This is a genomic window from Microbacterium sp. LMI12-1-1.1 (assembly GCF_040676455.1).
Lineage (GTDB): Bacteria > Actinomycetota > Actinomycetes > Actinomycetales > Microbacteriaceae > Microbacterium.
On sequence record NZ_JBEGIA010000012.1, the window covers coordinates 1099729 to 1125259 of the forward strand.

Annotated in this window: 24 protein-coding genes; 10 read left to right on the plus strand and 14 right to left on the minus strand. The window is 70.3% G+C overall.

Going from position 1 to position 25531, the window contains the following annotated elements; translation table 11 throughout:
* The first annotated feature begins 11 nt into the window (after positions 1 to 11).
* From rpsK to rplQ, 3 genes are all read left to right on the plus strand, one after another.
* Positions 12 to 410, plus strand: a complete 399-nt coding sequence (gene rpsK / locus MRBLMI12_RS13455; protein WP_018171470.1) for a 30S ribosomal protein S11 — start codon at positions 12 to 14, stop codon at positions 408 to 410.
* Positions 411 to 540: 130 nt separating this feature from the next.
* Entirely contained in the window at positions 541 to 1530 is a 990-nt protein-coding gene (locus MRBLMI12_RS13460) for a DNA-directed RNA polymerase subunit alpha (RefSeq protein ID WP_349426363.1), read from the plus strand.
* Between the two features lie 39 nt (positions 1531 to 1569).
* Entirely contained in the window at positions 1570 to 2133 is a 564-nt protein-coding gene (rplQ, locus tag MRBLMI12_RS13465; protein WP_363356933.1) for a 50S ribosomal protein L17, read from the plus strand.
* A 76-nt stretch (positions 2134 to 2209) separates the two neighbouring features.
* On the opposite strand, the gene MRBLMI12_RS13470 is transcribed toward rplQ, so the two are convergent.
* Positions 2210 to 4102: an acyltransferase family protein gene (locus MRBLMI12_RS13470; RefSeq protein ID WP_363356934.1), complete on the minus strand. Its 1893-nt coding sequence runs from the start codon at positions 4100 to 4102 to the stop codon at positions 2210 to 2212.
* Between the two features lie 88 nt (positions 4103 to 4190).
* Here MRBLMI12_RS13470 and truA point away from each other — a divergent pair, with 88 nt between their 5' ends.
* Both truA and MRBLMI12_RS13480 read left to right on the plus strand, forming a co-directional pair.
* Positions 4191 to 5051: a tRNA pseudouridine(38-40) synthase TruA gene (gene truA, locus MRBLMI12_RS13475; RefSeq protein WP_363356935.1), complete on the plus strand. Its 861-nt coding sequence runs from the start codon at positions 4191 to 4193 to the stop codon at positions 5049 to 5051.
* Between the two features lie 55 nt (positions 5052 to 5106).
* Positions 5107 to 5700, plus strand: a complete 594-nt coding sequence (locus MRBLMI12_RS13480; protein WP_363356936.1) for a hypothetical protein — start codon at positions 5107 to 5109, stop codon at positions 5698 to 5700.
* On the opposite strand, the gene MRBLMI12_RS13485 is transcribed toward MRBLMI12_RS13480, so the two are convergent.
* Together MRBLMI12_RS13485 and MRBLMI12_RS13490 are read right to left on the minus strand one after the other, a co-directional pair.
* The gene (locus tag MRBLMI12_RS13485) at positions 5678 to 6853 is read right to left on the minus strand and encodes a hypothetical protein (RefSeq protein WP_363356937.1); all 1176 of its coding nucleotides are present in this window, start codon (positions 6851 to 6853) and stop codon (positions 5678 to 5680) included. The genes MRBLMI12_RS13480 and MRBLMI12_RS13485 overlap by 23 nt on opposite strands.
* A complete protein-coding gene (locus tag MRBLMI12_RS13490; protein ID WP_363356938.1) occupies positions 6850 to 8493 on the minus strand; it encodes a sensor histidine kinase in 1644 nt (547 codons plus the stop codon). The genes MRBLMI12_RS13485 and MRBLMI12_RS13490 overlap by 4 nt, the downstream gene beginning before the upstream one ends.
* A 190-nt stretch (positions 8494 to 8683) precedes the next feature.
* On the opposite strand from MRBLMI12_RS13490, the gene MRBLMI12_RS13495 reads away from it, so the two are divergent.
* Complete coding sequence (locus MRBLMI12_RS13495) at positions 8684 to 10165, plus strand: glycosyltransferase family 2 protein (RefSeq protein WP_363356939.1); 1482 nt, start codon at positions 8684 to 8686, stop codon at positions 10163 to 10165.
* Between the two features lie 171 nt (positions 10166 to 10336).
* Here MRBLMI12_RS13495 and MRBLMI12_RS13500 read toward each other — a convergent pair whose 3' ends face one another.
* The 3 genes from MRBLMI12_RS13500 to MRBLMI12_RS13510 form a co-directional block, all read right to left on the minus strand.
* The gene (locus MRBLMI12_RS13500) at positions 10337 to 11206 is read right to left on the minus strand and encodes a response regulator transcription factor (protein WP_349426370.1); all 870 of its coding nucleotides are present in this window, start codon (positions 11204 to 11206) and stop codon (positions 10337 to 10339) included.
* Between the two features lie 121 nt (positions 11207 to 11327).
* A complete protein-coding gene (locus MRBLMI12_RS13505) occupies positions 11328 to 12323 on the minus strand; it encodes a glycoside hydrolase family 6 protein (protein WP_363356940.1) in 996 nt (331 codons plus the stop codon).
* Positions 12324 to 12359: 36 nt separating this feature from the next.
* Positions 12360 to 12803, minus strand: a complete 444-nt coding sequence (locus MRBLMI12_RS13510; RefSeq protein WP_349426372.1) for a hypothetical protein — start codon at positions 12801 to 12803, stop codon at positions 12360 to 12362.
* 147 nt (positions 12804 to 12950) lie between these two features.
* On the opposite strand from MRBLMI12_RS13510, the gene MRBLMI12_RS13515 reads away from it, so the two are divergent.
* Both MRBLMI12_RS13515 and MRBLMI12_RS13520 read left to right on the plus strand, forming a co-directional pair.
* The gene (locus MRBLMI12_RS13515; RefSeq protein WP_363356941.1) at positions 12951 to 13670 is read left to right on the plus strand and encodes an endonuclease/exonuclease/phosphatase family protein; all 720 of its coding nucleotides are present in this window, start codon (positions 12951 to 12953) and stop codon (positions 13668 to 13670) included.
* Positions 13671 to 13807: 137 nt separating this feature from the next.
* Positions 13808 to 15616: a DUF4012 domain-containing protein gene (locus tag MRBLMI12_RS13520; RefSeq protein ID WP_363356942.1), complete on the plus strand. Its 1809-nt coding sequence runs from the start codon at positions 13808 to 13810 to the stop codon at positions 15614 to 15616.
* A 13-nt stretch (positions 15617 to 15629) separates the two neighbouring features.
* Here MRBLMI12_RS13520 and MRBLMI12_RS13525 read toward each other — a convergent pair whose 3' ends face one another.
* The 3 genes from MRBLMI12_RS13525 to MRBLMI12_RS13535 are packed head-to-tail and all read right to left on the minus strand — an operon-like array spanning position 15630 to position 18851.
* Positions 15630 to 16457, minus strand: a complete 828-nt coding sequence (locus tag MRBLMI12_RS13525) for a hypothetical protein (RefSeq protein ID WP_363356943.1) — start codon at positions 16455 to 16457, stop codon at positions 15630 to 15632.
* Positions 16458 to 16480: 23 nt separating this feature from the next.
* Entirely contained in the window at positions 16481 to 17050 is a 570-nt protein-coding gene (locus MRBLMI12_RS13530) for an LPXTG cell wall anchor domain-containing protein (protein WP_363356944.1), read from the minus strand.
* 10 nt (positions 17051 to 17060) lie between these two features.
* Positions 17061 to 18851, minus strand: coding sequence for a DUF4012 domain-containing protein (locus MRBLMI12_RS13535; protein ID WP_363356945.1), 1791 nt, complete (start codon positions 18849 to 18851; stop codon positions 17061 to 17063).
* A gap of 151 nt (positions 18852 to 19002) precedes the next feature.
* Between MRBLMI12_RS13535 and MRBLMI12_RS13540 the strand changes: the two genes are divergently transcribed.
* Positions 19003 to 19149, plus strand: a complete 147-nt coding sequence (locus tag MRBLMI12_RS13540) for a hypothetical protein (protein ID WP_363356946.1) — start codon at positions 19003 to 19005, stop codon at positions 19147 to 19149.
* Positions 19149 to 19610: a VanZ family protein gene (locus tag MRBLMI12_RS13545; protein WP_363356948.1), complete on the plus strand. Its 462-nt coding sequence runs from the start codon at positions 19149 to 19151 to the stop codon at positions 19608 to 19610. Before MRBLMI12_RS13540 ends, MRBLMI12_RS13545 begins: the two co-directional genes overlap by 1 nt.
* Positions 19611 to 19623: 13 nt before the next feature.
* Here the strand turns inward: MRBLMI12_RS13545 and MRBLMI12_RS13550 are convergent, their stop codons facing one another.
* The 5 genes from MRBLMI12_RS13550 to MRBLMI12_RS13570 form a co-directional block, all read right to left on the minus strand.
* Complete coding sequence (locus MRBLMI12_RS13550) at positions 19624 to 19986, minus strand: DUF2127 domain-containing protein (protein WP_349426380.1); 363 nt, start codon at positions 19984 to 19986, stop codon at positions 19624 to 19626.
* A 157-nt stretch (positions 19987 to 20143) separates the two neighbouring features.
* Positions 20144 to 21565, minus strand: coding sequence for an HNH endonuclease signature motif containing protein (locus MRBLMI12_RS13555; RefSeq protein ID WP_363356949.1), 1422 nt, complete (start codon positions 21563 to 21565; stop codon positions 20144 to 20146).
* 374 nt (positions 21566 to 21939) lie between these two features.
* Positions 21940 to 22923: a GDP-L-fucose synthase family protein gene (locus tag MRBLMI12_RS13560; protein WP_363356950.1), complete on the minus strand. Its 984-nt coding sequence runs from the start codon at positions 22921 to 22923 to the stop codon at positions 21940 to 21942.
* Positions 22920 to 23963, minus strand: a complete 1044-nt coding sequence (gene gmd / locus MRBLMI12_RS13565) for a GDP-mannose 4,6-dehydratase (protein ID WP_363356951.1) — start codon at positions 23961 to 23963, stop codon at positions 22920 to 22922. Before gmd ends, MRBLMI12_RS13560 begins: the two co-directional genes overlap by 4 nt.
* Before the next feature lie 253 nt (positions 23964 to 24216).
* Positions 24217 to 25527 carry a UDP-glucose dehydrogenase family protein gene (locus MRBLMI12_RS13570; RefSeq protein WP_363356952.1) on the minus strand — a complete coding sequence of 437 codons (1311 nt, stop codon included), beginning with the start codon at positions 25525 to 25527 and terminating at the stop codon, positions 24217 to 24219.
* Positions 25528 to 25531 lie beyond the last annotated feature (4 nt).

Sequence of the window (25531 nt, forward strand, 5' to 3'; positions counted from 1 at the left end):
AGAGAACGCACATGGCACAGGCCAAGTCCGCCGCGCGCAAGCCGCGCCGCAAGGAGAAGAAGAACATCGCGCTGGGCCAGGCCCACATCAAGTCGACGTTCAACAACACGATCGTCTCGATCACCGACCCGTCGGGCGCCGTCATCAGCTGGGCGTCGTCGGGTGGCGTGGGCTTCAAGGGCTCGCGCAAGTCGACGCCGTACGCTGCCGGCATGGCCGCGGAGTCCGCTGCCCGCCAGGCGCAGGAGCACGGCGTCAAGAAGGTCGACGTCTTCGTGAAGGGCCCGGGCTCGGGTCGCGAGACCGCGATCCGCTCGCTCACGGCCGCCGGCCTCGAGGTCGGCTCGATCCAGGACGTGACGCCGCAGGCCCACAACGGCTGCCGTCCGCCGAAGCGCCGCCGCGTCTGACATCCCCTTTTTCACGGATGCCGGAGCCCCCGCCCATGCGGGCGGCGGCTCCGGCATCCCTCGAGTAAAACTCAACACCTCACCCACCGCACGTGTCATATAGCGGGCACGTGATCGAAAGGAACACATAGTGCTCATCGCACAGCGTCCCACTCTGACCGAGGAGAAGATCGGGGAGTTCCGCAGCCGCTTCATCATCGAGCCGCTGGAGCCCGGCTTCGGTTACACGATCGGCAACGCGCTGCGTCGCAGCCTCCTGTCATCCATCCCCGGTGCCGCAGTGACGTCGATCCGCATCGACGGCGTCCTCCACGAGTTCAGCACCATCCCGGGTGTGAAGGAGGATGTCACCGAGATCATCCTCAACATCAAGCAGCTGGTCGTCTCCAGCGAGCGCGACGAGCCCATCACCGCGTACCTGCGCAAGACCGGCGCCGGTGAGGTCACCGCCGCCGACATCTCCGCGCCGGCCGGTGTCGAGGTGCACAACCCCGAGCTCGTCATCGCGACGCTCAACGACACCGCCAAGTTCGAGCTCGAGCTCACCATCGAGCGTGGCCGCGGCTACGTCTCGGCGACGCAGAACCGCAACGAGTACGCCGAGGCCGGCCAGATCCCGGTCGACTCGATCTACTCGCCGGTGCTGAAGGTCTCGTACCGCGTCGACGCGACGCGTGCCGGTGAGCGCACCGACTTCGACAAGCTCGTGCTGGACGTCGAGAGCAAGTCCTCGATCGCCCCGCGTGACGCCGTCGCCTCGGCCGGTCGCACCCTGACGGAGCTCTTCGGCCTGGCCCGCGAGCTCAACGTCGAGGCCGAGGGCATCGAGATCGGCCCGGCGCCGGTCGAGACCGTCCTCTCGAACGAGCTGTCGATGCCGATCGAGGACCTCGACCTGTCGGTGCGTTCGTACAACTGCCTCAAGCGCGAGGGCATCAACACCGTGTCGGAGCTCGTCGCCCTCTCGGAGACGCAGCTCATGAACATCCGCAACTTCGGGCAGAAGTCGGTCGACGAGGTGCGCGACAAGCTCGTCTCGCTCGGCCTGTCGCTGAAGGACTCGGTCCCCGGGTTCGACGGCGCGCACTTCTACGGCGGCTACGACGACGAGACCGTCTGAGTTCCGGACCCCCCGAATCTGATCCTGGAGTAACAAAGAATGCCCAAGCCCACGAAGGGTCCCCGCCTCGGAGGCGGCCCCGCCCACGAGCGTCTGCTGCTTGCGAACCTGGCCGCTGCGCTGTTCACCCACAAGTCGATCAAGACGACCGAGACCAAGGCCAAGCGCCTGCGTCCGCTCGCCGAGCGCCTGATCACGTTCGCCAAGCGCGGCGACCTGCACGCGCGTCGTCGCGTGCTGTCGGTCATCGGTGACAAGTCGGTCGTGCACGAGCTCTTCACCGAGATCGCGCCGCTGGTCGCGGACCGTGAGGGCGGCTACACCCGCATCACGAAGGTCGGCAACCGCAAGGGTGACAACGCGCCCATGGCCGTCATCGAGCTCGTCCTCGAGCCCGTGACGAAGAAGCCGTCCGCGAAGAAGGCCGCTGCCGCGAAGGCCGCTCCCGCCGAGGAGGCCCCCGCCGAGGAGACCCCCGCCGAGGAGACCCCCGCTACCGACGAGGCCGCCGAGGCCGGCGCCGAGTCGCCGGAGGAGGGCGCCGCCGCCGAGGCTGCTGCCGAGGACGCCGTCGAGGCTCCCGCCGAGGAGAAGTCCGAGTAATCGGTCACCCTTTGCATCGCGAGACCCGCCACCTGTCAGGGTGGCGGGTCTCGCTGCATCTGCGGCCCGCGCGCCCTTAAGGCGTGAGGTCGGCGCTGAAGATCTGGGCGAGACGCTCGGCGCGGTCGGCCGCCGCGGTGCGGCGCTCCTCCGCAAGCTCGTCGACGGCGGCCGCGACCGTGTCGGCGAAGATGCGCCCGCCGGAGGCGCCCGGGTGGATCCGGTCCCCGGCGAGCAGGTCCTCGTGCGGGGCGATGGCACCCGACCAGTCCGCGACGGCCACGTTGCGGTGGTCCTCGGCGAACGCGGCGAGTTCGGCGTTGACACCGGGGATCCAGTCGCGGGGCGCGTACGCGTTCACGAGCACGAGGCCGCGCTGGGGGCCGACCGAGTCGGCCAGGTGCTCGAGCGACTCGTGGTCGACGGGCCCGTTGGTGCCGAGCGCGACGACGACGTAGGGACGCAGGCTGCCGGTCGCTGCGAGGTCGTCCACGATGCGCGGGCCCGCCCACATCGAGCGGGACACCTCCGCATCGACGTCGACGCCCGGCAGGCGCTCGACGAGCCCGCCCGCCGAGGCGAGCATCACGGAATCCCCGATGGCGGTGATCTGGTCGCCCGTGACGTCCGCGGAAGCGGTGGGTGCGGCATCCGCCGGCGTCGGCGCGATGGGCGCCGGGGGAGCGTCGCGCATCGCCTGCGCGAGGGCCTCGCGGCCGGCGCGGACGGCGGCTTCGGCGCTGGACTCGTCGGGGGCCGCCGCGAGTGCCGCGCCGGTGCCGGCGAGCACGAGGGCGCCGGCCGTCGCGACGCCGAGCACCCGCAGGCGGGCGCGGGGGCCGGCGCGCAGCCGGGCGGCCAGGGCGCGCGCTGACGCGCGGAAGCCGAGTCGCCGCACCGGCATCTCGAGCAGGCGGAACGACAGAGCGGATGCCGCAGCCGTCGCCGCGAGCACTCCCATGCCGATCCAGACCGGCGCCGTCGCGACGGTGGCGCCGGGCGCGAACGCGGCCACGGCCAGCACGAGCAGCGGCCAGTGCCACAGGTAGATGCCGTACGAGCGGTCTCCGACCCAGCGCAGCGGCCGGACGTCGAGCGCGCGTCCGAACCAGGAGCCGGGCCAGACTCCCGCGACGATCGCGACGGCGCTGAGCAGGCTCGCCGCGAGGAGCGCGCCGGGGAACGCGGTCGCCGCGCCGCCGAGCGGCAGCGCCGTGAGGGCGACCAGCCCCGCGACCGCGAGGGCTCCGGCCGCGCCGGTGAGTCGGCGTGCCACGGGCGAGTCGGCCCAGCGCGCACGTGACAGCGGGGCGAGCAGGAAGGCCAGGCCGACGCCCAGCAGCAGCCCGAACGCGTGGGTGTCGGTGCCGAAGTACGCGCGCGTGAGGTCCCCGCCGCTCGACACGACGACGCCCATCCACGCCGCCGAGCCGGCGGCCAGCGCGAACGCCGCGGCGATGCGTGGCCAGGCGCGCGGCAGCAGCAGGAACAGCGGGAAGACGAGCGGCCAGACCAGGTAGAACTGCTCTTCGACGGCGAGCGACCAGAAGTTGCGGAACAGCTCGGGCGTCGCGGCCGCGAAGTAGCCGCCACCACCGGCGATCGAGACCCAGTTGTAGCTGAAGGTGGCGGCGCCGAGCACTTGGGCGTCCAGGTCGACGAGTACGTCGCCGCCGATCAGCCACGCGAGCGCAGAGCAGACGGCCACGACGACCGCGAGGGCCGGGAGGAGGCGCCGGGCGCGGCGTTGCCAGAACCGTCCGAGCGCGACGCGCCCGGTGGCGGTGTGCTCGCGCAGCAGGAGGCTGGTGATGAGGAACCCGCTGATGACGAAGAACACGTCGACGCCCAGGAAGCCGCCCGGCAGCACATGGGGTGGGAACAGGTGGTAGACCACCACGAGCGTCACCGCGATGGCGCGCATGCCGTCGAGCCCGGCGAAGCGGGCGGTGGGCGCAGTCGACGTCATGGGTTCTCGCGAACGAAAGGGGTGGGGGAACGGCAATCCTACGTCGCGAGCCTGAGGGACCACAGCTGCGGCTCACTAGGCTGGGCAGGTGCGTATCCGCCTCGACATCGCCTACGACGGCACGCATTTCCGCGGATGGGCACGCCAGCCCGGGCTCCGCACGGTGCAGGAGACGCTCGAGTCGGCCCTCGCCCGGGTGCTCGGCGGGGAGCCGCGGCTGGTCGTCGCCGGTCGCACCGACGCCGGTGTCCACGCCACGGGCCAGGTGGCGCACGTCGACCTCGACGACGCCCAGGTCGAGCGGCTGCGCGCACGCCAGGCGCGCCCCGGAAGCGGGACACAGACGCTCGAGGACCGCGCCGCTGCCCTCGCCGCGCGCATGACCGGCGTCGTCGGCGCCTATTCCGACGTGGCGGTGATCGGCTCCCGCATCGCGCCCGAGGGCTTCGATGCCCGGTTCTCCGCCGTGTGGCGTCGCTACGAGTACCGGATCGGCGACAGCGTCACCGGGTACGACCCGCTCGAGCGCCATCGGACCACCTCGGTGCGGGCATCCCTCGACACCGAGGCGATGGATGCCGCGGCGCGTGCCCTCATCGGGCTGCACGACTTCGCCGCCTACTGCAAGCCGCGCGAAGAGGCGACCACGATCCGCACGCTGCTCGAGTTCGACTGGCACCGCGACGACGCCGGGGTGCTGGTCGCGAACGTCAAGGCGGACGCGTTCTGCCACAGCATGGTGCGCGCGCTGGTCGGCGCGTGCGTCGCCGTCGGCGACGGCCGGCTCGACGTCGACGACGTCGTCGACATCCGTGACGCGCAGGAGCGCGTGCCCGAGGTGAAGGTGCTCGCCGCACGCGGCCTGACGCTGACCGCGGTCGGCTACCCCGCGGACGACCTGCTGGCGCAGCGCGCCGAGCAGACACGCGCTCGGCGCGACCGCGAGTGAAGGCGCCCCGCTAGACTGACCGGACGTTTCGGGCGGGGTCGACTTCGGGGGTCGTATGCGCAAGTGGAGCCGGTTCGCCGGTGTCGTCGTGATGGGTGCGCTCGGTGTCTCGGCGCTCGCCGGCTGCGGGCCGGCGCCGTGGGATCCTGCGGGCGGCAGCACGCCGACCGCGACGTCGACCGCCGTGCCCACCCCGGTCCCCAACGACCTCTCGGGCGGGGCGACCCAGCGGCAGCTCAGCGCGGGGGCGGTGACCGCCACCGTCGACTACTGGTCGACGCTGTCGATGGACCAGTGGACCGCGGAGGCGGTCAAGCCCGTCAGCATCTCGCTGATCACGACCGTCCAGCCCGACGACGGGCAGAAGGTGTACCTGCAGCGCGCGTCGATGACCGCCGTCCCCTCGACGCCCACCGGGGCACTCGAGGCTCTGGCGCCGCAGGTCGACGCATCCACCGTGAGTCCCGGCTACCTGGTGCTCGATCCGTACAGCTACTCGCAGACGTTCAACGTCGGCCCGGTGCCGCCGGAGGCGACGTTCGTCACGCTGCAGTTCAGCTACGACTTCCTGGTGCAGACGACGCCGACCTCGAGCGAGTACGCCAAGCAGACGGCGACCGACACGATCACGGTAGCTCTGACTGACTGATCAGGCGCTTCACGATGGTCGCGCCGACGCGCTCCCATCGGTCGCCGCCCTTCCCGCTGGCCACCCGTGCGGCCTCGCGGCTGGTGTAGACCAGCGTGTCGAGGTCGTAGCCGAGCACCGAGACCGGTGCCCAGCCGGCGCTCGCCGTCGGCCGGATCGGGAGGGCGCCGTGCACGTCCAGGAGGGTGATCCGCTCCAGGATGATCCGCAGCAGGTCGCGGACGGCGGCATCGCCCCGGGGCACCAGCACGACGACGGCGCCCGCCGAGGGCGAGCCGACGTCGGACTCGGCCGGGAAGACGGTGCGCACCTCGTCCTCGAGCCGCTCGGACAGCCGGGCGAAGGCCGCCGCGCCCCCTGTCTGGCGGATGTCGGCGGCATCATCGAGTCCCAGATAGACGACGGACCATGGTTCCGACGTCTTCTGGGCGCGCATCAGGCGGTCGCCGGCGATCCGCTCGAACTGCTGCCAGGCGGTGGACACCGTCGCGGGGCGACCCAGCCCGCTGTCGCGCGCGGTGGGACCGACCACGGCGATGAGCGCGCAGGCGACGTAGACCAGCATCCCGATCGATGAGACGAGACGCACCAGCGTGAAGTCGTCCCCGCCGGACGGGGGGAAGACGAAACCCGCGATGAAGGTGGCGACACCGGTCACGAAGAAGGCGACCGACACGATCACCAGGGGCAGCAGCAGCCTGTCGCTGCGTCGGCTCGCCGAGCGCGCCCAGTCGAGCACGAACAGGCCCGCGAAAACGGATGCCGCGAAGAAGACCGTGCGATACGCCACGGTGAACCACGACATGTCGGTGACGGTCGCGAGCGCCAGGGCCGAGCCTCCGGCGAGGAGCGCGCCCGCCCAGACGTGCGGGCGCAGGCCCCAGGCCGCGCGGAAGCCCGACCAGAGGAACGCCGGGGCGCCCATGAGCGCCCCGAGGGACGCACGCCGGAGCACCTCCATGTCGGTGATCTCGCCGGCGACCACGCCGTACGTCGCGAGCATCGAAAGGGTGAACGCGATGCTCCAGTACAGCGTCGGCAGTCCCGGTCGCACGAGGAACGCGATGCCGATGGTCAGCATCGTGGCGAGCGTCGTGATCACCGCCTGCGCGATGCCGAGGTCCACCCCCGAGCCGGCGATGAGGTCGGTCATGCAGGTCCTTCCGTGACGGCCGCCGCCAGGGGCAGGCGGATCGTGACGGTCGTGCCCACGCCCGCCTCGCTGTCGATCTCCAGGGTGCCGCCGTGCGCGAGCACGATGTCGTTGCTGATGCCGAGCCCGAGCCCGGTGCCGCCGGACTTCTTCTTCGCCTCGCTGGTGCGGAAGTAGGGCGTCAGGATGTGGGGGAGGTCGTCGGCGCCGATGCCGATGCCGCTGTCGGCGACGGTCAGCACGACCGTGTCGCCATCGACGGTCCCGGCGATGCGCACCTCGCCCTCTCGCGGGGTGTACTTGATCGCGTTGCTCACCACGTTGTCGACCACCTGGCGCAGCCGGAAGCCGTCGGCGGTGATCGGCAGCGCCTCGTCGGCCAGGACATCGACAGCGATGTCGTTGGCGACCGCCGTGGGCCGGAACGAGGCGACGGATTCGAGGAGGATCTGCCGCAGGTCGATGTCGTCGACCTCGTCGCGGCCCGAGAAGCCGCGCCGCGAGGTGGTGACCAGACTCTCGGTCATCGTGAGCATGCGGTCGCTCGCCGCGACGATCGACTCGAAGCGCTCGCGCGTGCGGGGGGTGAGCTCGTCGAGCTCGAGGGCGAGCTCGGCGTTGCCGATCATGACCGTGAGCGGATGCTTCAGCTCGTGGGAGGCCATCGCGGTGAAGCGCTCCCGCTCACGCTGGGCGTAGGTGAGCGCCGTGACGTCGTGCACGAGGAGCAGGATGCTGGAGTCCTCGTCGCCGCGGGCGGCCAGCCGTTTCGCCGTGACCGACAGCGCGCGCCATTCGCCTTGCACGGTGAACAGCCACACCGAGGCGTCCGTGAAGGTGTCGCCGCGCGCGGCACGCGAGAACGGGCGCTCCGAGAAGGGCACCGGCATCCCGCGCAGGCCGGTGTACTCGACGGACTGCGCGGGTCGTGTGGGATCGAGCGGGTCGAGGCCGTAGAGCCGCGAGTAGGCGTCGTTGACGGCCAGCAGGGTGCCGTCCTCCGAGATCCGCGCGATGCCGGTGTCGATGCCGTTGAGGATCTCCATCGTCCGCCGCTCCTGATCGGACCGGCGGGAGAGGGTGGCGGTGAGGCGGCCGGCCTGACGCCGCAGGAGGCGCCGCAGCGAACGGGTCCTGCGCAGGGCGATGTGCGCCGTGATCCCGATGAAGGTCAGGGTGAGGAGCACCACGAAGACCCGCAGCGCGCCCCAGGGTCCGGGGGTGATCGACGAGTCCAGCAGCAGGATGAGGCCGATCAGCGCGAGCATCGCCGCCAGGGCGGTCGCGTGGAAGTGCATGGCCGCCCACATCACCGGGAAGGCCCAGAGGTAGCCCAGGCGCAGTTCGGTGCCGGTCGACATCAGGCCGATCGCGAGTGCGTCGGCGAACGGGACCGCCAGCACGGCGGATGCCGGAAGCCGCGACCACGGCACCGCCAGCGTCGCGAGCGTCAGGACGACGACCAGGAGGGTGCCGAGCAGGAAGTTCCAGTGACCGAACAGCTCGGGCTGCAGCACCATCACCATGATCGCCGTGATGAGCACGCTCGCCGCGAGTACGAGCTGGGTGAGCCAGATCGACCGCGTGCGGGCGTCGGGCGTGCCCACGACGAGCGTCGGTCGCGCAGCCCCGGTAGCCATGCCGCGATTCTATTGGCCCGGCCACCTGGCATTTCGGGCCGCGCCGCGAGAGCCGGCACAACGTTCCTTGCGGAGGCCTTGCGCAAACCTTGCGGAAGCGCTCGCGGGCTCTCGGAGGGGCGTTGCGCTCGGCAGGAGAGGCTGTACTCGTGCCGGAGACCCCGGCGCCCTGATCTCGAAAGCGACGAACGTGACACAACTGGTCCCGCTCACCCGCTCCGCGCGGACGCACCACAGCGAGGCGACCGCCGCGCTGGAGGACGTCACCACCGTCTCCGCCCACGGCTTCGCCGATGACTTCGAGGCGGTGCTCGACGACACCTCGGTGCACCGTTCGACCATCGGCTGCGTCATCCCGGCGTACAACGAGGAGGAGTCGATCGCGCAGGTGATCGAGGCTCTGCTCGGCCAGACCCGCGTGCCCGACGTGATCCACGTCGTCGTCAACAACACGTCGGACGCGACAGTCAGGATCGCGTCGCAGTACGCCGGCGCCCACGAGATCGTGACCGAGCTCGGCGAGCAGTTCACCGAGGTGTTCGTCCACGACATCGGGAAGAACCCCGACAAGAAGGTCGGCGCGCTCAACTACGGCTACACGCTCGTCGAGGGCTACGACTACCTCCTCGGTGTCGACGGCGACACGGTCGCCGACGCGAAGGCCGTCGAGTACCTCGAGTCCGAGGCGACCAGCGACACCCGGATCGGCGGCATCTCGGCGATCTACTCGATCGACGACAAGCCGATCAAGGGCTGGCTCGCGAAGTTCCTGACCACCGGCCAGCGGTCGCAGTTCGCCGCGTTCAACCTGCACAACCTCCTCCGAGGGCGCAACATGGCCGTGCTCGGCGGCCAGTTCTCGATCTTCTCGACGCAGGCGCTGCGTGACGTCATGAAGGAGAACCACCAGTCGACCCCGTGGGTCAAGGACTCCGAGGTCGAGGACTCGCTGCTGTCGCTGCAGATCAAGAGCGCCGGCTTCCTCACCAAGATCAGCCCCTTCGCCCGCGCCGACGTCGGCGGCATGACGACTCTGCGGGCGCTGGACGCCCAGCAGGTGAAGTGGACCTACGGCGCCATCGAGCTGATGTGGCCCGGTCAGCGCGGCGACACCAAGGGGCAGCCCTTCCACCCGAACCTCCGGGTCCGCTGGCTCGAGCACTTCGACATGCTCATGAACATGTTCGTTCGCATCGCCTTCATCACCCTGCTGGCGGCGTCGCTGTCGATCGGTGCCTTCGTCTTCTCGCTGTGGTGGCTCATTCCGCCGGTCATCGCGATCGCGCTGAACACGCGCATGGCCATGACCATGCACAACCGGAATGCACGCGACGTCCTCTTCGGCCTGACACTGATCCCGGCAGAGATCTACATGTGGATCCGCTGCAGCCACTTCGTGCGCTCGTGGACGCGATTCCTGTCGCGCAAGAAGGTCGACAACTGGGCCATGCAGGCCAAGGCCGAGCGCGGCGGTGGATTCGGCCACTGGACGCCGCTGATCCTGGCAGTCGCCGTCATCGTCGCGATGGTCGCGATCTGGATGATGATGCCGGTCATGGTGCAGTCCACGGTCCTGTGGATCGGCTGGCCGATCGTCGGCGTCGTCACGGTGCTGCAGACGCTGTCGATGTTCTTCAAGCTCATCCGTCGTCAGCACGGATACAAGGTCTGACCCGTACCCGAAGCGGGTCGGAACTGGGGAAAGCGCCGCGGCTGGGGAGCACGGCGCGGGGGAGGAGGTGAGGGAGCCCGCCTGGGGGACAGGCGGGCGCCCTCTCCGAAGCCTGCGGAGGCATCTGCTCGTCTGGGGCGCAGCGGATGCCTCCGCTTCGGCGTTCGCGGATCAGACCGTTTCGGAGGTCAGGCGGTAGCCCACGCCGCGCACTGTCTCGATGTAGCGGGGGCTCGCGGCGCTCTCGCCGAGCTTGCGCCGCAGATTCGTCATGTGGGCCTCGACGGCGCGCTTGTCGGCATCCCCCACGAAATAGCTCGTGACGTAGGACTCGCCGCGCAGCACCAGCGTCAGATCGGCCTTGCTGCGGACGCGCCGCTTGGACTCGAGCAGCGTCGCGAGCAGGTCGAACTCGGTGCGCGTGAGGTCGAGCTCCTCGTCGCCGATGAGCACGATGCGGTTCTCGGGGTGCAGGTGCAGGTCGCGGTGCACGAGCCACTCGCCGTCGCCGACCAGTGCGGGCACGGATGCCGCCGGAGCCTCTTCGACGACGGGCGTGGCGGGGATGGACGTGGTCGCCGGCCGGGCGTTCGGGAACGACGGACCCACGCTGCCCTGCGACGGCATCGCGGCCGGCGCGGGGGTCCCTTCGGCGCTCGCGCGCGCACGGCGCATCAGGGCCTCGACGCGCGCCCGCAGCTCGCGCGGGCGGAACGGCTTGACGAGGTAGTCGTCGGCGCCGGCACCGAGGCCGGCGATCACATCGGCCTCGTCGGTCAGGCCGGTCAGCATGATGATGAACGTGTCGGACTGCGCGCGGATGCGCTTGGCCGCCTCGATGCCGTCGATGCCCGGCATGTGGACGTCGATGGTGGTGAGCACCGGTTTGTAGGTCAGCACGGCGCGCACCCCGTCGATGCCGTTGCCGACCGAGACCGTCGAGAAGCCCGACGACTCGAGCACCTCGGCGAGGACGTGTCGGATCTCGGCGTCGTCCTCGATGATGACGGCGGTCTTCAGCTCGTCAGAAGGGGTGCTCATGCAGCGGCGTCCTCTCTCGGACGGTTGATCGAACCTGCGCCGATGCCGACCCCAGCCGCGGCCCCCGACGCGTGCACAGTACCCACGATGCTACACAACGCCGGTAATGCCTGGTCCGGCCTCATTCCGAGGCGATGACGTCCTGCGTGAGCTCGATCGCCGCTTCGTCCCACCACCGGCCGGCCGCCGGGCCGCCGTTGCACTCGCCGTCGCTCTCGCCGGGCGGTTTGATCCACAGGTTGGTGTCGACGACGTCGTCGCCGATCGTGCCGCCTGGCTCTCCGACGAGGCGGCCGGGCGGGTTGCACCACTCGCCGTTCGAGCCGGCGCCGTTGCGCGATGTGTCGATGACGGCGTGCAGCCCATCGAGCAGCGCTGCCACGTCGTGCGCGTAGGCGACCTCGTCGGAGGTCGGCATGAAGTTCGACACGTTCGTCGCGAATCCGCGGATGCCGCGGCCGTCGTCCGCGGTCCGGTCGACCTGCGCGATGAGGTCGGCCATCTCGGCGGCCGGCAGCCAGTCGGAGTGGGCGCCGTCGACGTAGATCCAGGTCGTCTCGGAGCTGATCGCGTCGACCGCCGCCCCGAGCTGCGCGACGCGCTCCGGCACGTTGCCGCACTCCGGCGCCAGCGCGAGGCTGTCGGGCTCGAGGATCACGATGGGCGACGTGTCGGCGGCGTCACGCAGCGCATCCCCGATGGCCTGTGTCCACTCGTCGTAGGCGTCGCCGTCGAGTCCGCCGGCGGACTGTCCGCCGCAGTCGCGCTCGGGAAGGCCGTAGACGACCACCGCGACCCGCGCGGACTGCGCGCGCGCCTCAGACGCGAGCGCTGCGATGCGGTCGCCGACGACATCGACCGGATCGCCCTCGGGAGTGAGCCAGACGGCCGTGGGCTGGTCGCTCAGATAGTGCGCGGCGTCGTGCTCCGGGCTTCCCGCAGAGGCACGGGAGGCGGCATCCGCAGCCTTCGAAGAGGCGGAGGCGACGACGGTCGTTCCCGGCCCCGGCGGCTCGGGATCCCGACCCGTCAGGAGCATCGCGGCTACGACGACGCCGGCGACCGCGACGAGACCCGTGGCGGCGAGGAGGGTGATCGTCCGTCGCGAGGTGGCCACGAAGGCGACTCTACGAGAACATCGGCGCGGGTGCGCTCATGCCGTGCGAGGGCGCGTTCCCCCCAGCCGCACGGCCGGCGTCGTGCGGCGCACGGAGGCGCGCGCGGCGCGACCGCGCGAGACCCCCCTCGAGCCGACCAGCTCGAGCAGTGCGGCCGCGAGTGGGCTCGCCGATGCCGCCTCGGTCTCGAACGCCCGGGCGACGACCGCGGCGGCGCGCTCGAACTCGAGAGCCTTGTCGACGGCCGCCCGGCGCTGGGCGACCACGGCGTCGGCGGCGGCGTACTCGGCGCGCAGTCGCGCACGCTCGGTCTCGTCGAGGCCGGGGCGTCGTGCAGTCCGCTCCAGCGCCTCTCCGGCGCGGGCGCGGAGGGCGACGCTGAGGCGGAGCTCGCGCTCGGCGGCTTCGCGCGCGGTGCGGCTCGCGGCGACGGCGTCCGCGAGATCGGCGCGGACGGCGGATGTGGATGTTGCGGCCATGGGGTCCTCCCGGGTTCTCGGCACACCACTCCAGAGGCGCGGCATCCGGTTTTCGTACATCGGAGGATCCACGCTCCCTGTGAGGTCGTGATGTGGACTTGTCAAGGTCATCCGCCCGCAACGTCGGCGGCATAGGCTGGCCTCGATATGAAGGTCATCTCGTACAACCTGCGCAAGCACCGGGCGGCGGGCGAACTCGCCCACCTGGTGGAGCGGCACGGTGCGGATGTGCTCTGCCTGCAAGAGGCGGACACGACCGACATCCCCGACGAGATCTCGGGTCTGCGGCTGGCGGATTCGACCCAGCGCAACCGGCTGGGCCTCGCGCTGTACTACCGCGAGAACACCTATCGCGCCGTCGACGTGCGCGCCCTCGCGCTCAAGAAGTCGCTTCACGACCGGGTGCTGAAGCCGGCGGAGGAGCGGATGCTGGGGGTCAGGCTCCACGACATCGATGAGAACATCGACATCATCGTGGCCTCGTTCCATGCCGCGCCGCTGACGGCGCTGAACTCGCTGCGGCGCCACCAGATCCGCACCGCGCTGGGTGAGCTGCAGCAGCTGGGTGACGGGCTCCCGGCGCTCATGGTCGGCGACTACAACTACCCGGTGTTCAAGGAACGGCTCGGCCAGCACGTGCGCGAGCAGGGCTATGAGCTCAACCTCTCGGACTCGCGCACGTACACGCGCTACCGCTTCTTCCGCGGGCACTACGACTTCGCGACGTCGGTCGGGTTCGAGATCGACCGTGTGCGGACGCTGCCCCAGGGGCTCAGCGACCATCTGCCCATCCTCGTGACCGCTCACCCGGCCGCCGGAGTGCGGCGTGTCGTCGAGGTGCTCGACGCCGAGACCGGCGCCGCCTGAGTCCCACCCCCTGGCGTTTCAGGAGCCCCCTGTATTACTGACGGGCCGCGCGTACCATGGGGAGCGTGGCGATGGGGAACGTCACGCGCACCGTATCCGAGGGTGCGCGAACTGGGGTTGCTTACGATGCCGGGGCAATGCCTGTTCCGACGCGCCGGCGGCGCGTGTGGCCCTGGATCCTGTTCGGTGTCCTCGCCGCGCTGCTCGCGGCCGCTGTGGTGGCCGGCGCGCTCGCGATGCAGTTCTGGTCCGAGGCGCAGCGGGCCCGCGCCGCGGTCCAGCGGGCGGCAGCCGGCATCGCAGAACTCCGCGACAGCCTGGACGGGGCCGACGAGGCGCAGCTTCTCGCGGCGACGGACGAGATCCAGGCGAACGTCACGCTCGCCGTCCGGACCGTCGATGGCCCGCTGTGGGACCTCGCCACTCGCGTCCCGTTCGTCGGGCAGAACGTCGATGCGGTGCGGCGGGTGACGCATGCGGTCGACGTCCTCGTCGAGCGCGCCCTGACACCGGGACTGCAGTTCCTGTCGGTCACCGACTTCGACGACCTCACGCTCGACGGCGGCGGGATCGACCTCGAGCCGTTCCGGCAGGTGCAGAGCTCGATCCCCGAGATCGCCGCAGCCTTCGCCGACGCGCAGTCGATCGTCGCGCCGATCGACACCGCGACGCTCCTTCCCGAGGTGAGCGCGTCGATCTCGGACATCCTCACCTTCATCGACGTCGCGACCCCGGCACTCGGAGTAGCCGAGACGTACCTGCCGACGCTGCTCGACATGGCAGGTTCGGGAGGAACCAAGACCTACCTCCTGATCTTCCAGAACAACGCCGAGATCCGTGCCACGGGCGGGAACCCGGCGGCGAGCATGATCGTGACCCTCACCGACGGCAAGCTCGGGTACGTGGATCAGGCGAGTTCGCAGACGTTCTACGACGCCGGAACGCAGGACGATGTGTACGTGGCGCTGCCCGCCGAGACCACCGGGCTGTATCTGCCCACGTTCGCGAAGCATTCGCAGGATTACACCTTCACGCCCGACTTCCCGACGACGGTGCAGCTCTTCCAGGCCCTGTGGACCCACACGACCGGTGCGACGTTCGACGGTGTCGTCTCGATCGACCCCGTCGTGCTCTCGTACATGCTCGGCGTCGCCGGACCCGTGACGCTCGGTACGGGGGAACAGCTCACCGCAGACAACGCCGTCTCGGTGCTGCTCCGCGACGCGTATGAGCGCTATCCCGAGAGCCGCGACTCCGATCAGTTCTTCGCGGATGCCGCGAAGCAGGTGTTCGCGCACCTCACGACCTCGGCATGGGACCCCCTGCTGATGCTGGGGGCGCTGGAGAAGGCTGCCGCAGAGCAGCGGGTCAACCTCGCGTTCGTCGACCCGGCGGCGCAGGCGCTCGCCGTCGAGCTCGGTGTGGACGGCGCGCTGGCCGGCGACACCACGACGCAGACGCAGGTGGGGATCTACCTGAACGACTCCTCCGTCGGCAAGCTCGAGTACCACTTGACGACGTCGATCATCGCGACGTGCGACGCCGCGGCGCGGACGATCACGACCACGATGACGCTGGCGAACGGCATCGGCGACGACATCCGAAGCCCGTACACGCTCGGGCTCCGCAACTGGCGATTCGGTCTGCCGCGCACCACGATGATCCTCGACGTGCTGTTCTTCGCGCCTCCCGGCGCTCAGATCACGCACACCGTCCCGGCGGTGGGGGACGTCGCGCGGTGGGAGCGCAGCGGCGTCGAGAAGGGCAACACCGCACTCAGCAAGACGGTGTTCGTCGGCAAGGGCGAGACGGTGACCACCGCATTCACGGTCGCGCTGCCGCCCGGCGACCTCGCTCCGCTGCGACTGCGTCACAGCCCCACGGCGACCGCGACCACCGTCACGATCGACCCGAGCTGCGCGGCGCTCTTCCCGGCTGCTCCGTGACCGTGCGGAGCGGTCAGAGGAGCGTCGGATCCGGGTCGGACCACTTCTCGATGCCCTGCACCACCCAGAACGCGAAGAACAGGATGAGCGCGACGGCTTCGACGATGAGCACGATCGGGATGCCGGAGCCGTCGGCGCCGGGCAGCAGCACGACGTATGCGATCAGGGTGAGCACGAGTCCCAGGGCGATGACCGTGTAGAGCACGCGGAACACCGGCGTCGGCTGCGGACCCCGGCGAGGGAAGGCGTTGCGCACCGCGACCGCGGCGAACAGTGCGAAGAAGGCCGTCGTCGCGACGAAGTGCGCCTGCTGCAGGAAGGCGTCGCGTGCGAACGCCCAGGTGAGTGCCGTGACGGCGAGCACGACCACGGCGACCAGCAGCGACGGCCACACGGCGGCGAGCGAGACCTGACCGAGCGCGGCGAGCACGAGGGCGACGAGGAGTACGAGCGCGCCGAGCACGAGGTACACGGATACGCCGTTCGCGGCATCCGCTTCGTACTGCGGCGGGAAGCAGCGCGCTGTGCAGTCGACGACGACGCCGGGCACGGCATCCGCTGACAGCGTCGTCGGCACGAGGGCGATGAGGGGTGCGAACAGCGCGGCGGCATCGAGGAGCGCACGCTCCGCGCCGCGACCCGACAGCGCGAAGAGCGCGAGGGACACCGCGATCAGCGCCCCGACGAACACGTCCCGGGCGGGCGTGTAGAAGTAGTCGCTCACCGACGTGAGCCAGCCGTAGGTGGTCGCCGCCTGTGCGATCGCGACGAAGATCGCGACGACGGTGCCGGCGATGCCGATCCGCAGGTACCGGTAGGTGCGCTCGAGCGAGGTCGACACGGCGGGTCAGCGCGAGCCGTGAGTCAGCGCGAGTCGCGCGAGCGCCGCACCGCGGCGACGACGGCGAGCGCGGCGCCGGCGAGCAGGAGCGCGCCGCCGCCGATCCAGAGGCCGATGGTCTGGCCCTGGTCGAGACCGGTCGCGGGCAGTCCGTCGGCGCCGGTGATCGTGACGGCGGCGGTGCCGCCGGCGGACGTCGACGAGACGGCCGCGATGTTGTACGTTCCCGTCGCGTTCGAGGGAAGGGCGATGTCGATGGGGGCGAGCGAGCCGTCCTCGGCGGAGGACGTCGTGTCGCTGGCGGTGGTGATCGCGAAGCGCACCATGCCGATGCTCGCGCCGGCGCCGTTCTCGCCGGTGACGGTGATCGTCACCGTCTCGTCGGACGAGAAGGTCTCGGCCGCGCACGCGAACACGATGGTGCCGCCCGCCTGAGCCGTCGCCGGCGTGGTCGTGCACGAGCCCGACGGCGGATAGATCGTCGAGGCGCTCGCCGCCGTGGGCGCAGCGATGACCGCTCCGAGTGCGAGCGTCGCGACGAGAGCGGCTTGGGGGAGGAACCGGGGCATAGGTGTACTGATGATGTGGGGCATCGAGAGCAGTCTACGAACCCCCGCACACGGCGGCAACCGCGGCGGGGGGTGTCAGCGTGGGAGTCATGGCGGCTTCGAGGGTCGAGGCGACGGGTGAGGCGGCCCGCGCGACGACAGTTGCGGTCGCCGTCTGGCCGGGTGGGAGGTCGATCGCGAAGCTCAGGACGCGGCGTCCGTCGTGCGTTCCGCCGCCGAATCCCGACCCGTCCGACATCGTCGCGTCGATCAGGTCGAAGCCTTCGGGCAGGTACAGATACCCGATGGTGCGGGTGATGCCGGCCGGCACGCCGAAGCCGCTGTCCCCGGTGATGTACGGCGGAAGGTTGGCGGCGTCGGCCGGAGCGGTGTTGCCGATTGTGACGGTGAGCACGGCGTCGCCGGTCGCCCGGCCTGCGGCGTCGAGGGTGCAGCCGTCCCAGGCGAGGGTGGCCGAGGCGTTCTGGTAGAAGTCCATCTTCGAGCCGGTGCCGTCGTTGACATAGACGCCGAAGCGCGCGGCGTCGTCGTCCGATCCCGGCAGGCCGCCCGCGAGAGTGGTGTCTGCCAGGAGGCCCTGCTCCGCCTCGTGCGCACTCCACAGCAGCAGGCGGTCCTCGTCGCCGGCCCGGGTGAGTGCGGTCACGAGCGCGGCGGGATCGACGTCGCCGCCCGACAGCTTCGCGAACACCGAAGCCGCGGCGACGGCGAAGAAGGCGTCCTGGTCGGCCGGTCGCGGGTAACGCGCATACACCTCGTTGAGGAGCAGCGGCACGGCGGTGTCGGGCGCGAGCACGTCGCCGGTGGGCAGGGTGATCGGCCCGGTCGCCTGGAGGAGGTACGACAGAGCGACCGGGTCGAGTGCGATGACGCCGTCGACCTGCTGACCGCCGTGCTCGCGGGCCCACATCTCGCGCGCGAGGGCGGCGCTCACCGCGAAGTCGGGCACCTGGGTCACGTTCTGGATGAACCGCGCGGGGCGTTCGCCGTAGATGGCGGTGATCTCGTCGTCCAGCGGCAGCACCGCATCGTCATAGCGGTCGTAGTCGCTCGACGATTCCTGCGCCGCCAGACTCAGCGCGCCGCCGTCGGTGTGGATGAGCGCCATCGCACCGGGGATGCCCCCCAGCGAGCGCCACTCGGCGTTGTTCTGAAAGAGCACGAGGTAGTTGCGAGGGCCATCGGCGCCCAGCATCGACGGGATGAGCTGCGCGGCGCGCGCGAGCGCGTCGGTGGCGGTCCCGGCCTCGGTCAGGAGGCCATCGACCTCGTCGACCGCGGTGCGCACGGGGGTGACCAGCGCAGTGCGGTCGATCGCCGAGACGGATGCCGCAGCCGCGCCGACCCCGTCGGTCGCGGTCTGGGCGGCGCCGCTGATCTGCTGCAGCGGCGCGAGGTCGAGGCGACCGCCCTGTGGGCGCAGCGCATCGACCTGGAAAGTGCCGGCCACCTCGGAGAGCGGACGAAGGGCGGTGCCCGCCACGCCGTCGAGCGATTCCGCGACGGTGGCGACGGCGGCGAGCTGGGGTCCGACCCACGGGACGCCTTCCGCGAGCTTCCACACCGGGTCGGAGGTGAGGGCGTGAGCAGCGCCGGTGTCGGCTGCGAGGGCGGCGATCGCGTCGCTCGCGGCTGCGGGGTCGGCGAGGCTGTCGCGGACGGCGGCAGCGGTCTGCTGCGCGTCGCGCAGGTGGCTGTAGGCGAGTGCGCCGCGGATGCCGACCCATGCGGCGCCGAGGATCGCGACCAGCAGGACGACGCCGAGGACGACGGCGAAGACGGTGCCGCCGGTGCGCGCAGAGCGGGGCAGAGGCGAGTCGGTCACCGATCCACCATACGATGCGGCTCAGGCGATCCTGAGCGTGAGACCCGTTGCGAAACCTTCCTGTCGACCGGCGGCAACATGCCGAGCGTAGGGTGGGGCCTGTGACGAGGGGGTCGCGTGACGTTCCGACTTCGGGGAATGGGGGCCCGCGATGCCACGATCGAGACGACGGCGGCGCTACGACATCGGACACGAGCCGTGGCTGCTGCGTGAGTACGGTGGGGCGCCGATGTGGGTCATCTGCCTGGCGCTGGCGTTCCTCGTCGCCGTGGGCGTGGTGTGGCTGGTGGCCGGCTGATGACCGATGCACCCGCGCTCATATCCGCCGCCCCGACGACCGCGGCCGTCGCGGCGGTGCATGTCAGACGGGGTCAGCGGCGCGGCATCCGTCTGCTCGTCGTCTATGCCGTGATGCTGGCGTTGATCGCGTTCTGGCCCGTACCCGTCGACCGCGGCGCGTCGGGCTTCTTGCGGGCCATCTCTTCCGTGGTGCCCTGGCTGACCTACGACGTGATCGAGACGGCCGCGAACGTCCTGCTGTTCGTGCCGTTCGGAGTCCTGCTGGCGCTCGCTCTTCCCCTGCAGCGGGGGCTGGTGGTGCCGTTGGCGCTCGCCACGACGCTGGTGATCGAGTCGGGGCAGGCGCTGCTTCTCGCCGAGCGCACCCCGAGTCTGCGTGACATCGTTGCGAACGTGCTCGGCGCGACGATCGGCCTCGCCATCGTGCAGCTCATCGAACGGCGTGCGGCGCCGAAGTGACGGGTGCCGCGCGTCAGCGACCGAAGTAGCTGCGGGCGTCGCGGGTGCTCAGCAGGATCAGTCCGATGAGCGACAGCAGCGACCCGCCGATCACAGACCACAGGCTGGCGCCGGAGAAGAGTCCGAGCACCTGCAGGACGATGGTGATGGCGAAGACGACCATCGCGATCGTGCGGGCGGTGGGGTTGCCGCGCCACAGCCCGACGCCGACGGCGAGGGTGATGGCGCCGATGATGAGGCTGATCCAGCCGAGGATCGCCGGCCAGGTGATGAAGAGACCGGCGATGATCACGAAGATCGATCCGACGATCTGCAGAAAGCCGGAGATCCAGGCGATGATGGCGACGAGCGTGACGCCGAGCGGGCGCTGAGACATGGGTGAGTCCTCCGTGGCGAGACAGAATTCTGCTGACGGCTCCAACGTAGCGGTCGCCTGCCGCCGGGCACGTCTTTCACCGCGCATACCGTTCACGTTTCACTGGGCACGTCTTCACCGGGTATTGCCTTCACGCTGAACTGCTCGAGCTCGGCGCTCAGAAGGGAGCGGCGGTTTCGTCGCCCGGCACGAAGACGACGCGCCGCGGGGGATGGTCGAGGTACGGCCTGCCGGCCGGACTGGTCCACTCGAGGACTCCGCCGGCGAGTTGACGCACCGTCCAGTCCGTCGAGTGCTTCAGCGTGTGATGTCGTCTGCAGAGGCAGGCGAGGTTGCGGATGTCGGTCGGACCGCCTCGGGCGTGGTCGTGCGTATGGTCGTCATCGCACAGGCGTGCCGGCCTTCGGCATCCGGGGAAGCGGCAGTGCGGATCCCGGGCCCTGAGGTACCGCTGCTGTGCCGCGGACGGCTGGTAGCGGTCGACCGCGAGGACCATCCCGGTCACCGGATCGGTCATCACGCGGTCCCAACCCGGCGCGTCACCGGCGAGGCGTCGTGCGGTGGCGGGGTCGACGGGGGCGATGCCGTCGAGTTCGGCCCCGCCGCTCGTGACCCCGGTGAGGGTCGTGACGGGCACCGTGATCTGCACCGTCGCGCGGATCGCGCCGAGTCCGCCCGGCGCAGCGTCGAGGGTCGGATCGATCACCGGAGCGCCGATGAGGAGCATGTCGGCGACGAGGTCGGCGCGGATCTGGTCGATCGTCCGCTGGTCGAACCACGCTGCTTCGTCGAGGCCGGAATCGGCGACGGAGCCGGGCGCGGTCTCGCTGCAACTGTCGGGCGCGGTCTCGCTGGAACTGCCGGGCGTGCCGGTGGGCGCGGCATCCGTCGAGTCTTGCGTCATCCGGAACGCGCGCCGGCGTGCGGTGTCGACGCGTTTGATGAGCTTGGCCTGCCGGGTGGTGCGGTCGAGGATGCCGTGGGCGAGCGCGGTCGGGAGCAACTGGTTCAGCAGTGACATGCCGTCGTCGAGGTCGGTCACCCAGATGCGGCGGCCCTGCACCGCGAGATCGTGGCGCTCTTGAAGGGTGAGCGGGTTGCGGATGTCTGCCTGCTGCCGGGCGTAGGCGCGGGTGCGCGCCGGCGTCGTCGTCTCTGCGTATTCGAGAACCGCGCGTTCGAACTCGGCCCGTGCCGGGGGCTCGTCGATCGCGCCGCCGCCGTCGAGGATCGCGGTCACGTGGGCGCGCGAGATGCGCCCCTCTTCGAGGGCTGTCACTGTGGCCGCGAACGAGGTGGTGAGCCGATGTGCGTCCCACATGTGCGACTGCATCGTGCGGTCGTTGACCTTGACGGCGAGTCCGAGCTCGGCCGCCAGCGCGCGCAGCGGCATGTCGCGTTCCTTCGTGCGTGCCGACGGGATGCGCGCCTGCTGCGTCTCAGCGAGGGCGAACGCGTCGGCCAGGAGGCGCAGCTTGCGGCCGTGGAGAGCGGCCTCTTCGGCGTGGAGGCGGCGCAACTCGTCGGCCAGCGCGCCGGCGCGCTGCGCCTCGACCCTGTCGCGTTCCGCGTCGTCCACGATGTGCCCTTTCGCCGCGCCATGCGCGGCCGTTCCCGAACGGGATGCCTCTGACCCGAGCCGCGGGGCACATCGTGGCTGAGTCGTTCCGAAGAAGCCGGAACCCGATCTCTTCGCTACTTCCATGATGCCGAGGGCCTCCGACATCGGCGGCTGTCGCCGCCGCGCCAACCCGGAGCGAAGGTCCGGCCCGTGGATGTGAAAGACGACCACGTGGCCGTTGCCCACGGGCCATCCGGGGATGCTGCCGATGTGGTCGCGCTACCAAGCGACGGGTCGGCACCACCGATTGCCGAGGGCCTCCGACATCGGCGGCTGTCGCCGCCGCGCCACCCCGGAGCGACGGTCCGGCCCGCGGATGTGCGTGACGCCCGCTATCCGCGGAGGCTGCCGATGTGGTCGCGGTACCAGGCGACGGTGCGGTCCAGCCCGTCGGCAAGGCTGATCTTCGCTGTCCAGCCGGCGTCGGCGAGCTTGGAGACGTCGAGCAGCTTCTGCGGGGTGCCGTCGGGCTTCGTCGTGTCCCACTCGGTGTCGCCCTCATACCCGACGACGCCGGCGATGGTCTCGGCGATCTCGCGGATGGTGACGTCCGTGCCGGTGCCGACGTTGACCTGCTCCGGCCCGTCGTAGTGCTCGAGGAGGTGCAGCACGGCATCCGCCATGTCGTCCGAATGCAGGAACTCGCGCCGGGGGGTGCCGGTGCCCCAGTTCGTCACCGACGCCGCGCCCGACTTCGCCGCCTCGTCGTAGCGGCGGATCAGCGCCGGGAGCACATGCGAGCCCTTGGGGGAGAAGTTGTCGTTCGGTCCGTACAGGTTCGTCGGCATCGCCGAGATCCACGGCAGCCCGTACTGGCGCCGCACCGCCTGGACGTTCAGGATGCCGGCGATCTTCGCGATCGCGTACGCGTCATTCGTCGGTTCCAGATGCCCGGTGAGCAGCGCGTCCTCCCGGATCGGCTGCTCCGCGAACTTCGGGTAGATGCACGAGGACCCCAGGAACGCGACCCGCTCCACCTCGTACTTGACCGCCCCGTCCATCACGTTCGACTGGATACGCAAGTTGTCGCTGAGGAAGTCCACCGGATACGTGCTGTTCGCAAGGATGCCGCCCACCTTCGCCGCCGCCAGCACCAGATACTTCGGCTTGATCTCCGCCAGATAGTCGAACACCGCGTCGCGGTCCTTCAGGTCCAGCTCCGCGGACGTCTTGCCGACGATGTTCGTGAATCCGGCGGCCTCCAGTTTCCGGACGATGGCCGAACCCACCAGCCCGCGATGACCTGCCACGTAGAAGGTCGCGTCCCGGTCGAGCGGCGCCGGGGCGTACTGCACAGCGTCGGTGGTGGCCGTCACTTGCCGACCAGTGAAGGCTCGGATGTCCACGAGACCAGGTTGACGGCGTCGATCCACTCCGGACGCTTGTCCAGCGCCTCCACGTCGGCGTCGACCATCAGCTCGGCGACCGCCATCCCGTCGAGCGTGGTCTTCCAGCCGAGCTTCTCGTGCGCCTTCGTGGGGTCGCCGATGAGGGCGGCCACCTCCGTGGGACGCAGGTAGCGCTCGTCGAACTTGACGAACTCCTGCCAGTCCAGGCCGACGTGCCCGAATGCCGCCGCGAGGAAGTCTCGGATCGTGTAGCCGATGCCGGTGGCGAGGACGAAGTCGTCCGGCTCCTCGACCTGCAGCATCCGCCACATCCCCTCGACGTACTCCGCCGCATAGCCCCAGTCTCTGATGGAGTCCAGGTTGCCGAGATAGAGATCCTTCTGCTCACCGGCCTGGATGCGGGCGACCGCGCGGGTGATCTTGCGCGTGACGAAGGTCTCGCCGCGGCGGGGCGACTCGTGATTGAAGAGGATGCCGTTCACCGCGAAGAGGTCGTACGCCTCCCGGTAGTTCTTCGTGATCCAGAAGCTGTACAGCTTGGCCGCGGCGTAGGGCGAGCGCGGATAGAAGGGCGACTGCTCGTTCTGAGGGGGAGGCGTGGCTCCGTAGAGCTCCGACGTGGAGGCCTGGTAGAACTTCGTGTCGATGCCCGAGAGGCGTACCGCTTCGAGCAGACGGATCGTGCCGATGCCCGTCGTGTCGGCGGTATGCACGGGCTCGTCGAACGACACCCGCACATGCGACTGCGCGGCCAGGTTGTAGACCTCGTGCGGATGGATCTTCATGAGCAGAGTCACCAGGCCCGCCCCGTCGCTGAGGTCCCCATAGTGGAGGAAGAGCCGGGCGCTCGGGTCGTGGGGATCGACGTAGAGATGGTCGATGCGATGCGTGTTGAAGGTCGACGCACGGCGTATGAGGCCATGGACCTCGTAGCCCTTTCCGAGCAGCAGCTCGGCGAGGTATGAGCCGTCCTGACCGGTGATACCGGTGATGAGTGCACGCTTCACGTCGTACTCCGTCCCCCAGCGACTCGCGGAGGGCGTACGAACGCCTCCGCACAAGTCACGGAATACTCGACGCCGACAGCCAGGCTCTTGGTGGGCCTGTCGGGAGCTGTCTCACCGTCGAGAACAGTGCGACGATACCGCAGTCCGCGCGGCGAGAATAGGGCTCTCGTCAGGCGCTCTCGTCAGGAGCTCCCTGCAACGACCGACGCCGGGGTATGAGCTCCGGCCGCGGCGGTCGCGAAGGAGCCGGGGGTTACGGGCGTCCCATGCCGTAGTAGGTCCACCCGGCGGCCCGCCAGGCGGCGGCGTCCCATCCGTTGCGGCCGTCGACGACGACGCGGCCGGCGGTGAGGGTGGAGGCGTGTTCGGGGGTGAGGTCGCGGCGGTATTCGTCCCATTCGGTGACGAGCACGATGGCGTCGGCTTCGCGGAGGGCTTCGTCGCGGTCTTCGACGTAGTTCAGCTGGGGGTGCAGGCGCTGGGCGTTGGGGATGGCGGCGGGGTCGGTGATGGTGACCCAGGCTCCGAGGCCGTGCAGGCGGATGGCGACGTCGAGGGCGGGGGAGTCGCGGATGTCGTCGCTGTAGGGCTTGAACGCGGCGCCGAGCAGGGTGACGTTCTTCTTGAACACGGAGCCGCCGAACGCGTTGATGACGAGGTCGACGGCGCGGTCGCGGCGGCGGAGGTTGATCGCGTCCACTTCGCGGAGGAAGGCGACGGATTCGCCGCGGCCGAGTTCTTCGGCGCGGGCGGAGAACGCGCGGATGTCTTTGGGGAGGCAGCCGCCGCCGAAGCCGATGCCGGCGCCGAGGAAGCGGCGGCCGATGCGCACGTCGTGGCCGATCGCGTCGGCGAGCTGGGTGACGTCGGCGCCGGTGACTTCGGCGATCTCGGCCATCGCGTTGATGAACGAGATCTTGGTGGCCAGGAACGCGTTGGCGGCGACCTTGACCAGCTCGGCGGTGGCGCGGTCGGTGACGATGAACGGCGTCTGTTTGGCGACGGCCGGGTGGTACACCTCTCGCAGGATGTCGGCCGCGGCCTGGCCGTCGTCGCCGGCGTCCACGCCGACCACGAGGCGGTCCGGGTCGATGGTGTCCTTGACGGCGTAGCCCTCGCGCAGGAACTCGGGGTTCCAGACCAGCGTCGCACCGGTGGCTTCGATGCGGGGTGCGAGGTCTGCCGCGGTGCCGACGGGCACGGTCGACTTGCCTGCGACGACGTCACCGGCAGACAGGTGGGGGAGCAGGCTGTCGACGGCCGCGTTCACGTAGGTGAGGTCGGCGGCGTAGCCGTCCTTCTGCTGAGGTGTGCCGACGCCGATGAAGTGCACTGTCGCGCCGGCGGCCTCGGCCATGTCGGTCGTGAACTTCAGGCGGCCCGACTCCACTCCGGCGGTGAGCAGCTCCTGCAGGTCGGGCTCGAAGAAGGGCGCCTCGCCGCGGGAGAGGGCGTCGACCTTCCGCCGGTCGACGTCGATGCCGACCACGTCGTGACCGATCGAGGCCATAGCGGCCGCGTGGACGGCGCCGAGGTACCCGCAGCCGATGACAGACATACGCATGAGA

Excerpts from the sequence above, each read along its gene's own strand:
- MRBLMI12_RS13500 (WP_349426370.1), bottom strand. The coding sequence starts at position 11,206 with ATGAGCACCCCTTCTGACGAGCTGAAGACCGCCGTCATCATCGAGGAC.
- rpsK (WP_018171470.1), top strand. The coding sequence starts at position 12 with ATGGCACAGGCCAAGTCCGCCGCGCGCAAGCCGCGCCGCAAGGAGAAG.
- MRBLMI12_RS13520 (WP_363356942.1), top strand. The coding sequence starts at position 13,808 with ATGCCTGTTCCGACGCGCCGGCGGCGCGTGTGGCCCTGGATCCTGTTC.
- MRBLMI12_RS13480 (WP_363356936.1), top strand. The coding sequence starts at position 5,107 with ATGCGCAAGTGGAGCCGGTTCGCCGGTGTCGTCGTGATGGGTGCGCTC.
- MRBLMI12_RS13550 (WP_349426380.1), bottom strand. The coding sequence starts at position 19,986 with ATGTCTCAGCGCCCGCTCGGCGTCACGCTCGTCGCCATCATCGCCTGG.
- MRBLMI12_RS13510 (WP_349426372.1), bottom strand. The coding sequence starts at position 12,803 with ATGGCCGCAACATCCACATCCGCCGTCCGCGCCGATCTCGCGGACGCC.
- MRBLMI12_RS13485 (WP_363356937.1), bottom strand. The coding sequence starts at position 6,853 with ATGACCGACCTCATCGCCGGCTCGGGGGTGGACCTCGGCATCGCGCAG.
- MRBLMI12_RS13570 (WP_363356952.1), bottom strand. The coding sequence starts at position 25,527 with ATGCGTATGTCTGTCATCGGCTGCGGGTACCTCGGCGCCGTCCACGCG.
- MRBLMI12_RS13470 (WP_363356934.1), bottom strand. The coding sequence starts at position 4,102 with ATGACGTCGACTGCGCCCACCGCCCGCTTCGCCGGGCTCGACGGCATG.
- MRBLMI12_RS13545 (WP_363356948.1), top strand. The coding sequence starts at position 19,149 with ATGACCGATGCACCCGCGCTCATATCCGCCGCCCCGACGACCGCGGCC.
- MRBLMI12_RS13490 (WP_363356938.1), bottom strand. The coding sequence starts at position 8,493 with ATGGCTACCGGGGCTGCGCGACCGACGCTCGTCGTGGGCACGCCCGAC.
- MRBLMI12_RS13515 (WP_363356941.1), top strand. The coding sequence starts at position 12,951 with ATGAAGGTCATCTCGTACAACCTGCGCAAGCACCGGGCGGCGGGCGAA.
- MRBLMI12_RS13540 (WP_363356946.1), top strand. The coding sequence starts at position 19,003 with ATGCCACGATCGAGACGACGGCGGCGCTACGACATCGGACACGAGCCG.
- rplQ (WP_363356933.1), top strand. The coding sequence starts at position 1,570 with ATGCCCAAGCCCACGAAGGGTCCCCGCCTCGGAGGCGGCCCCGCCCAC.
- MRBLMI12_RS13530 (WP_363356944.1), bottom strand. The coding sequence starts at position 17,050 with ATGCCCCACATCATCAGTACACCTATGCCCCGGTTCCTCCCCCAAGCC.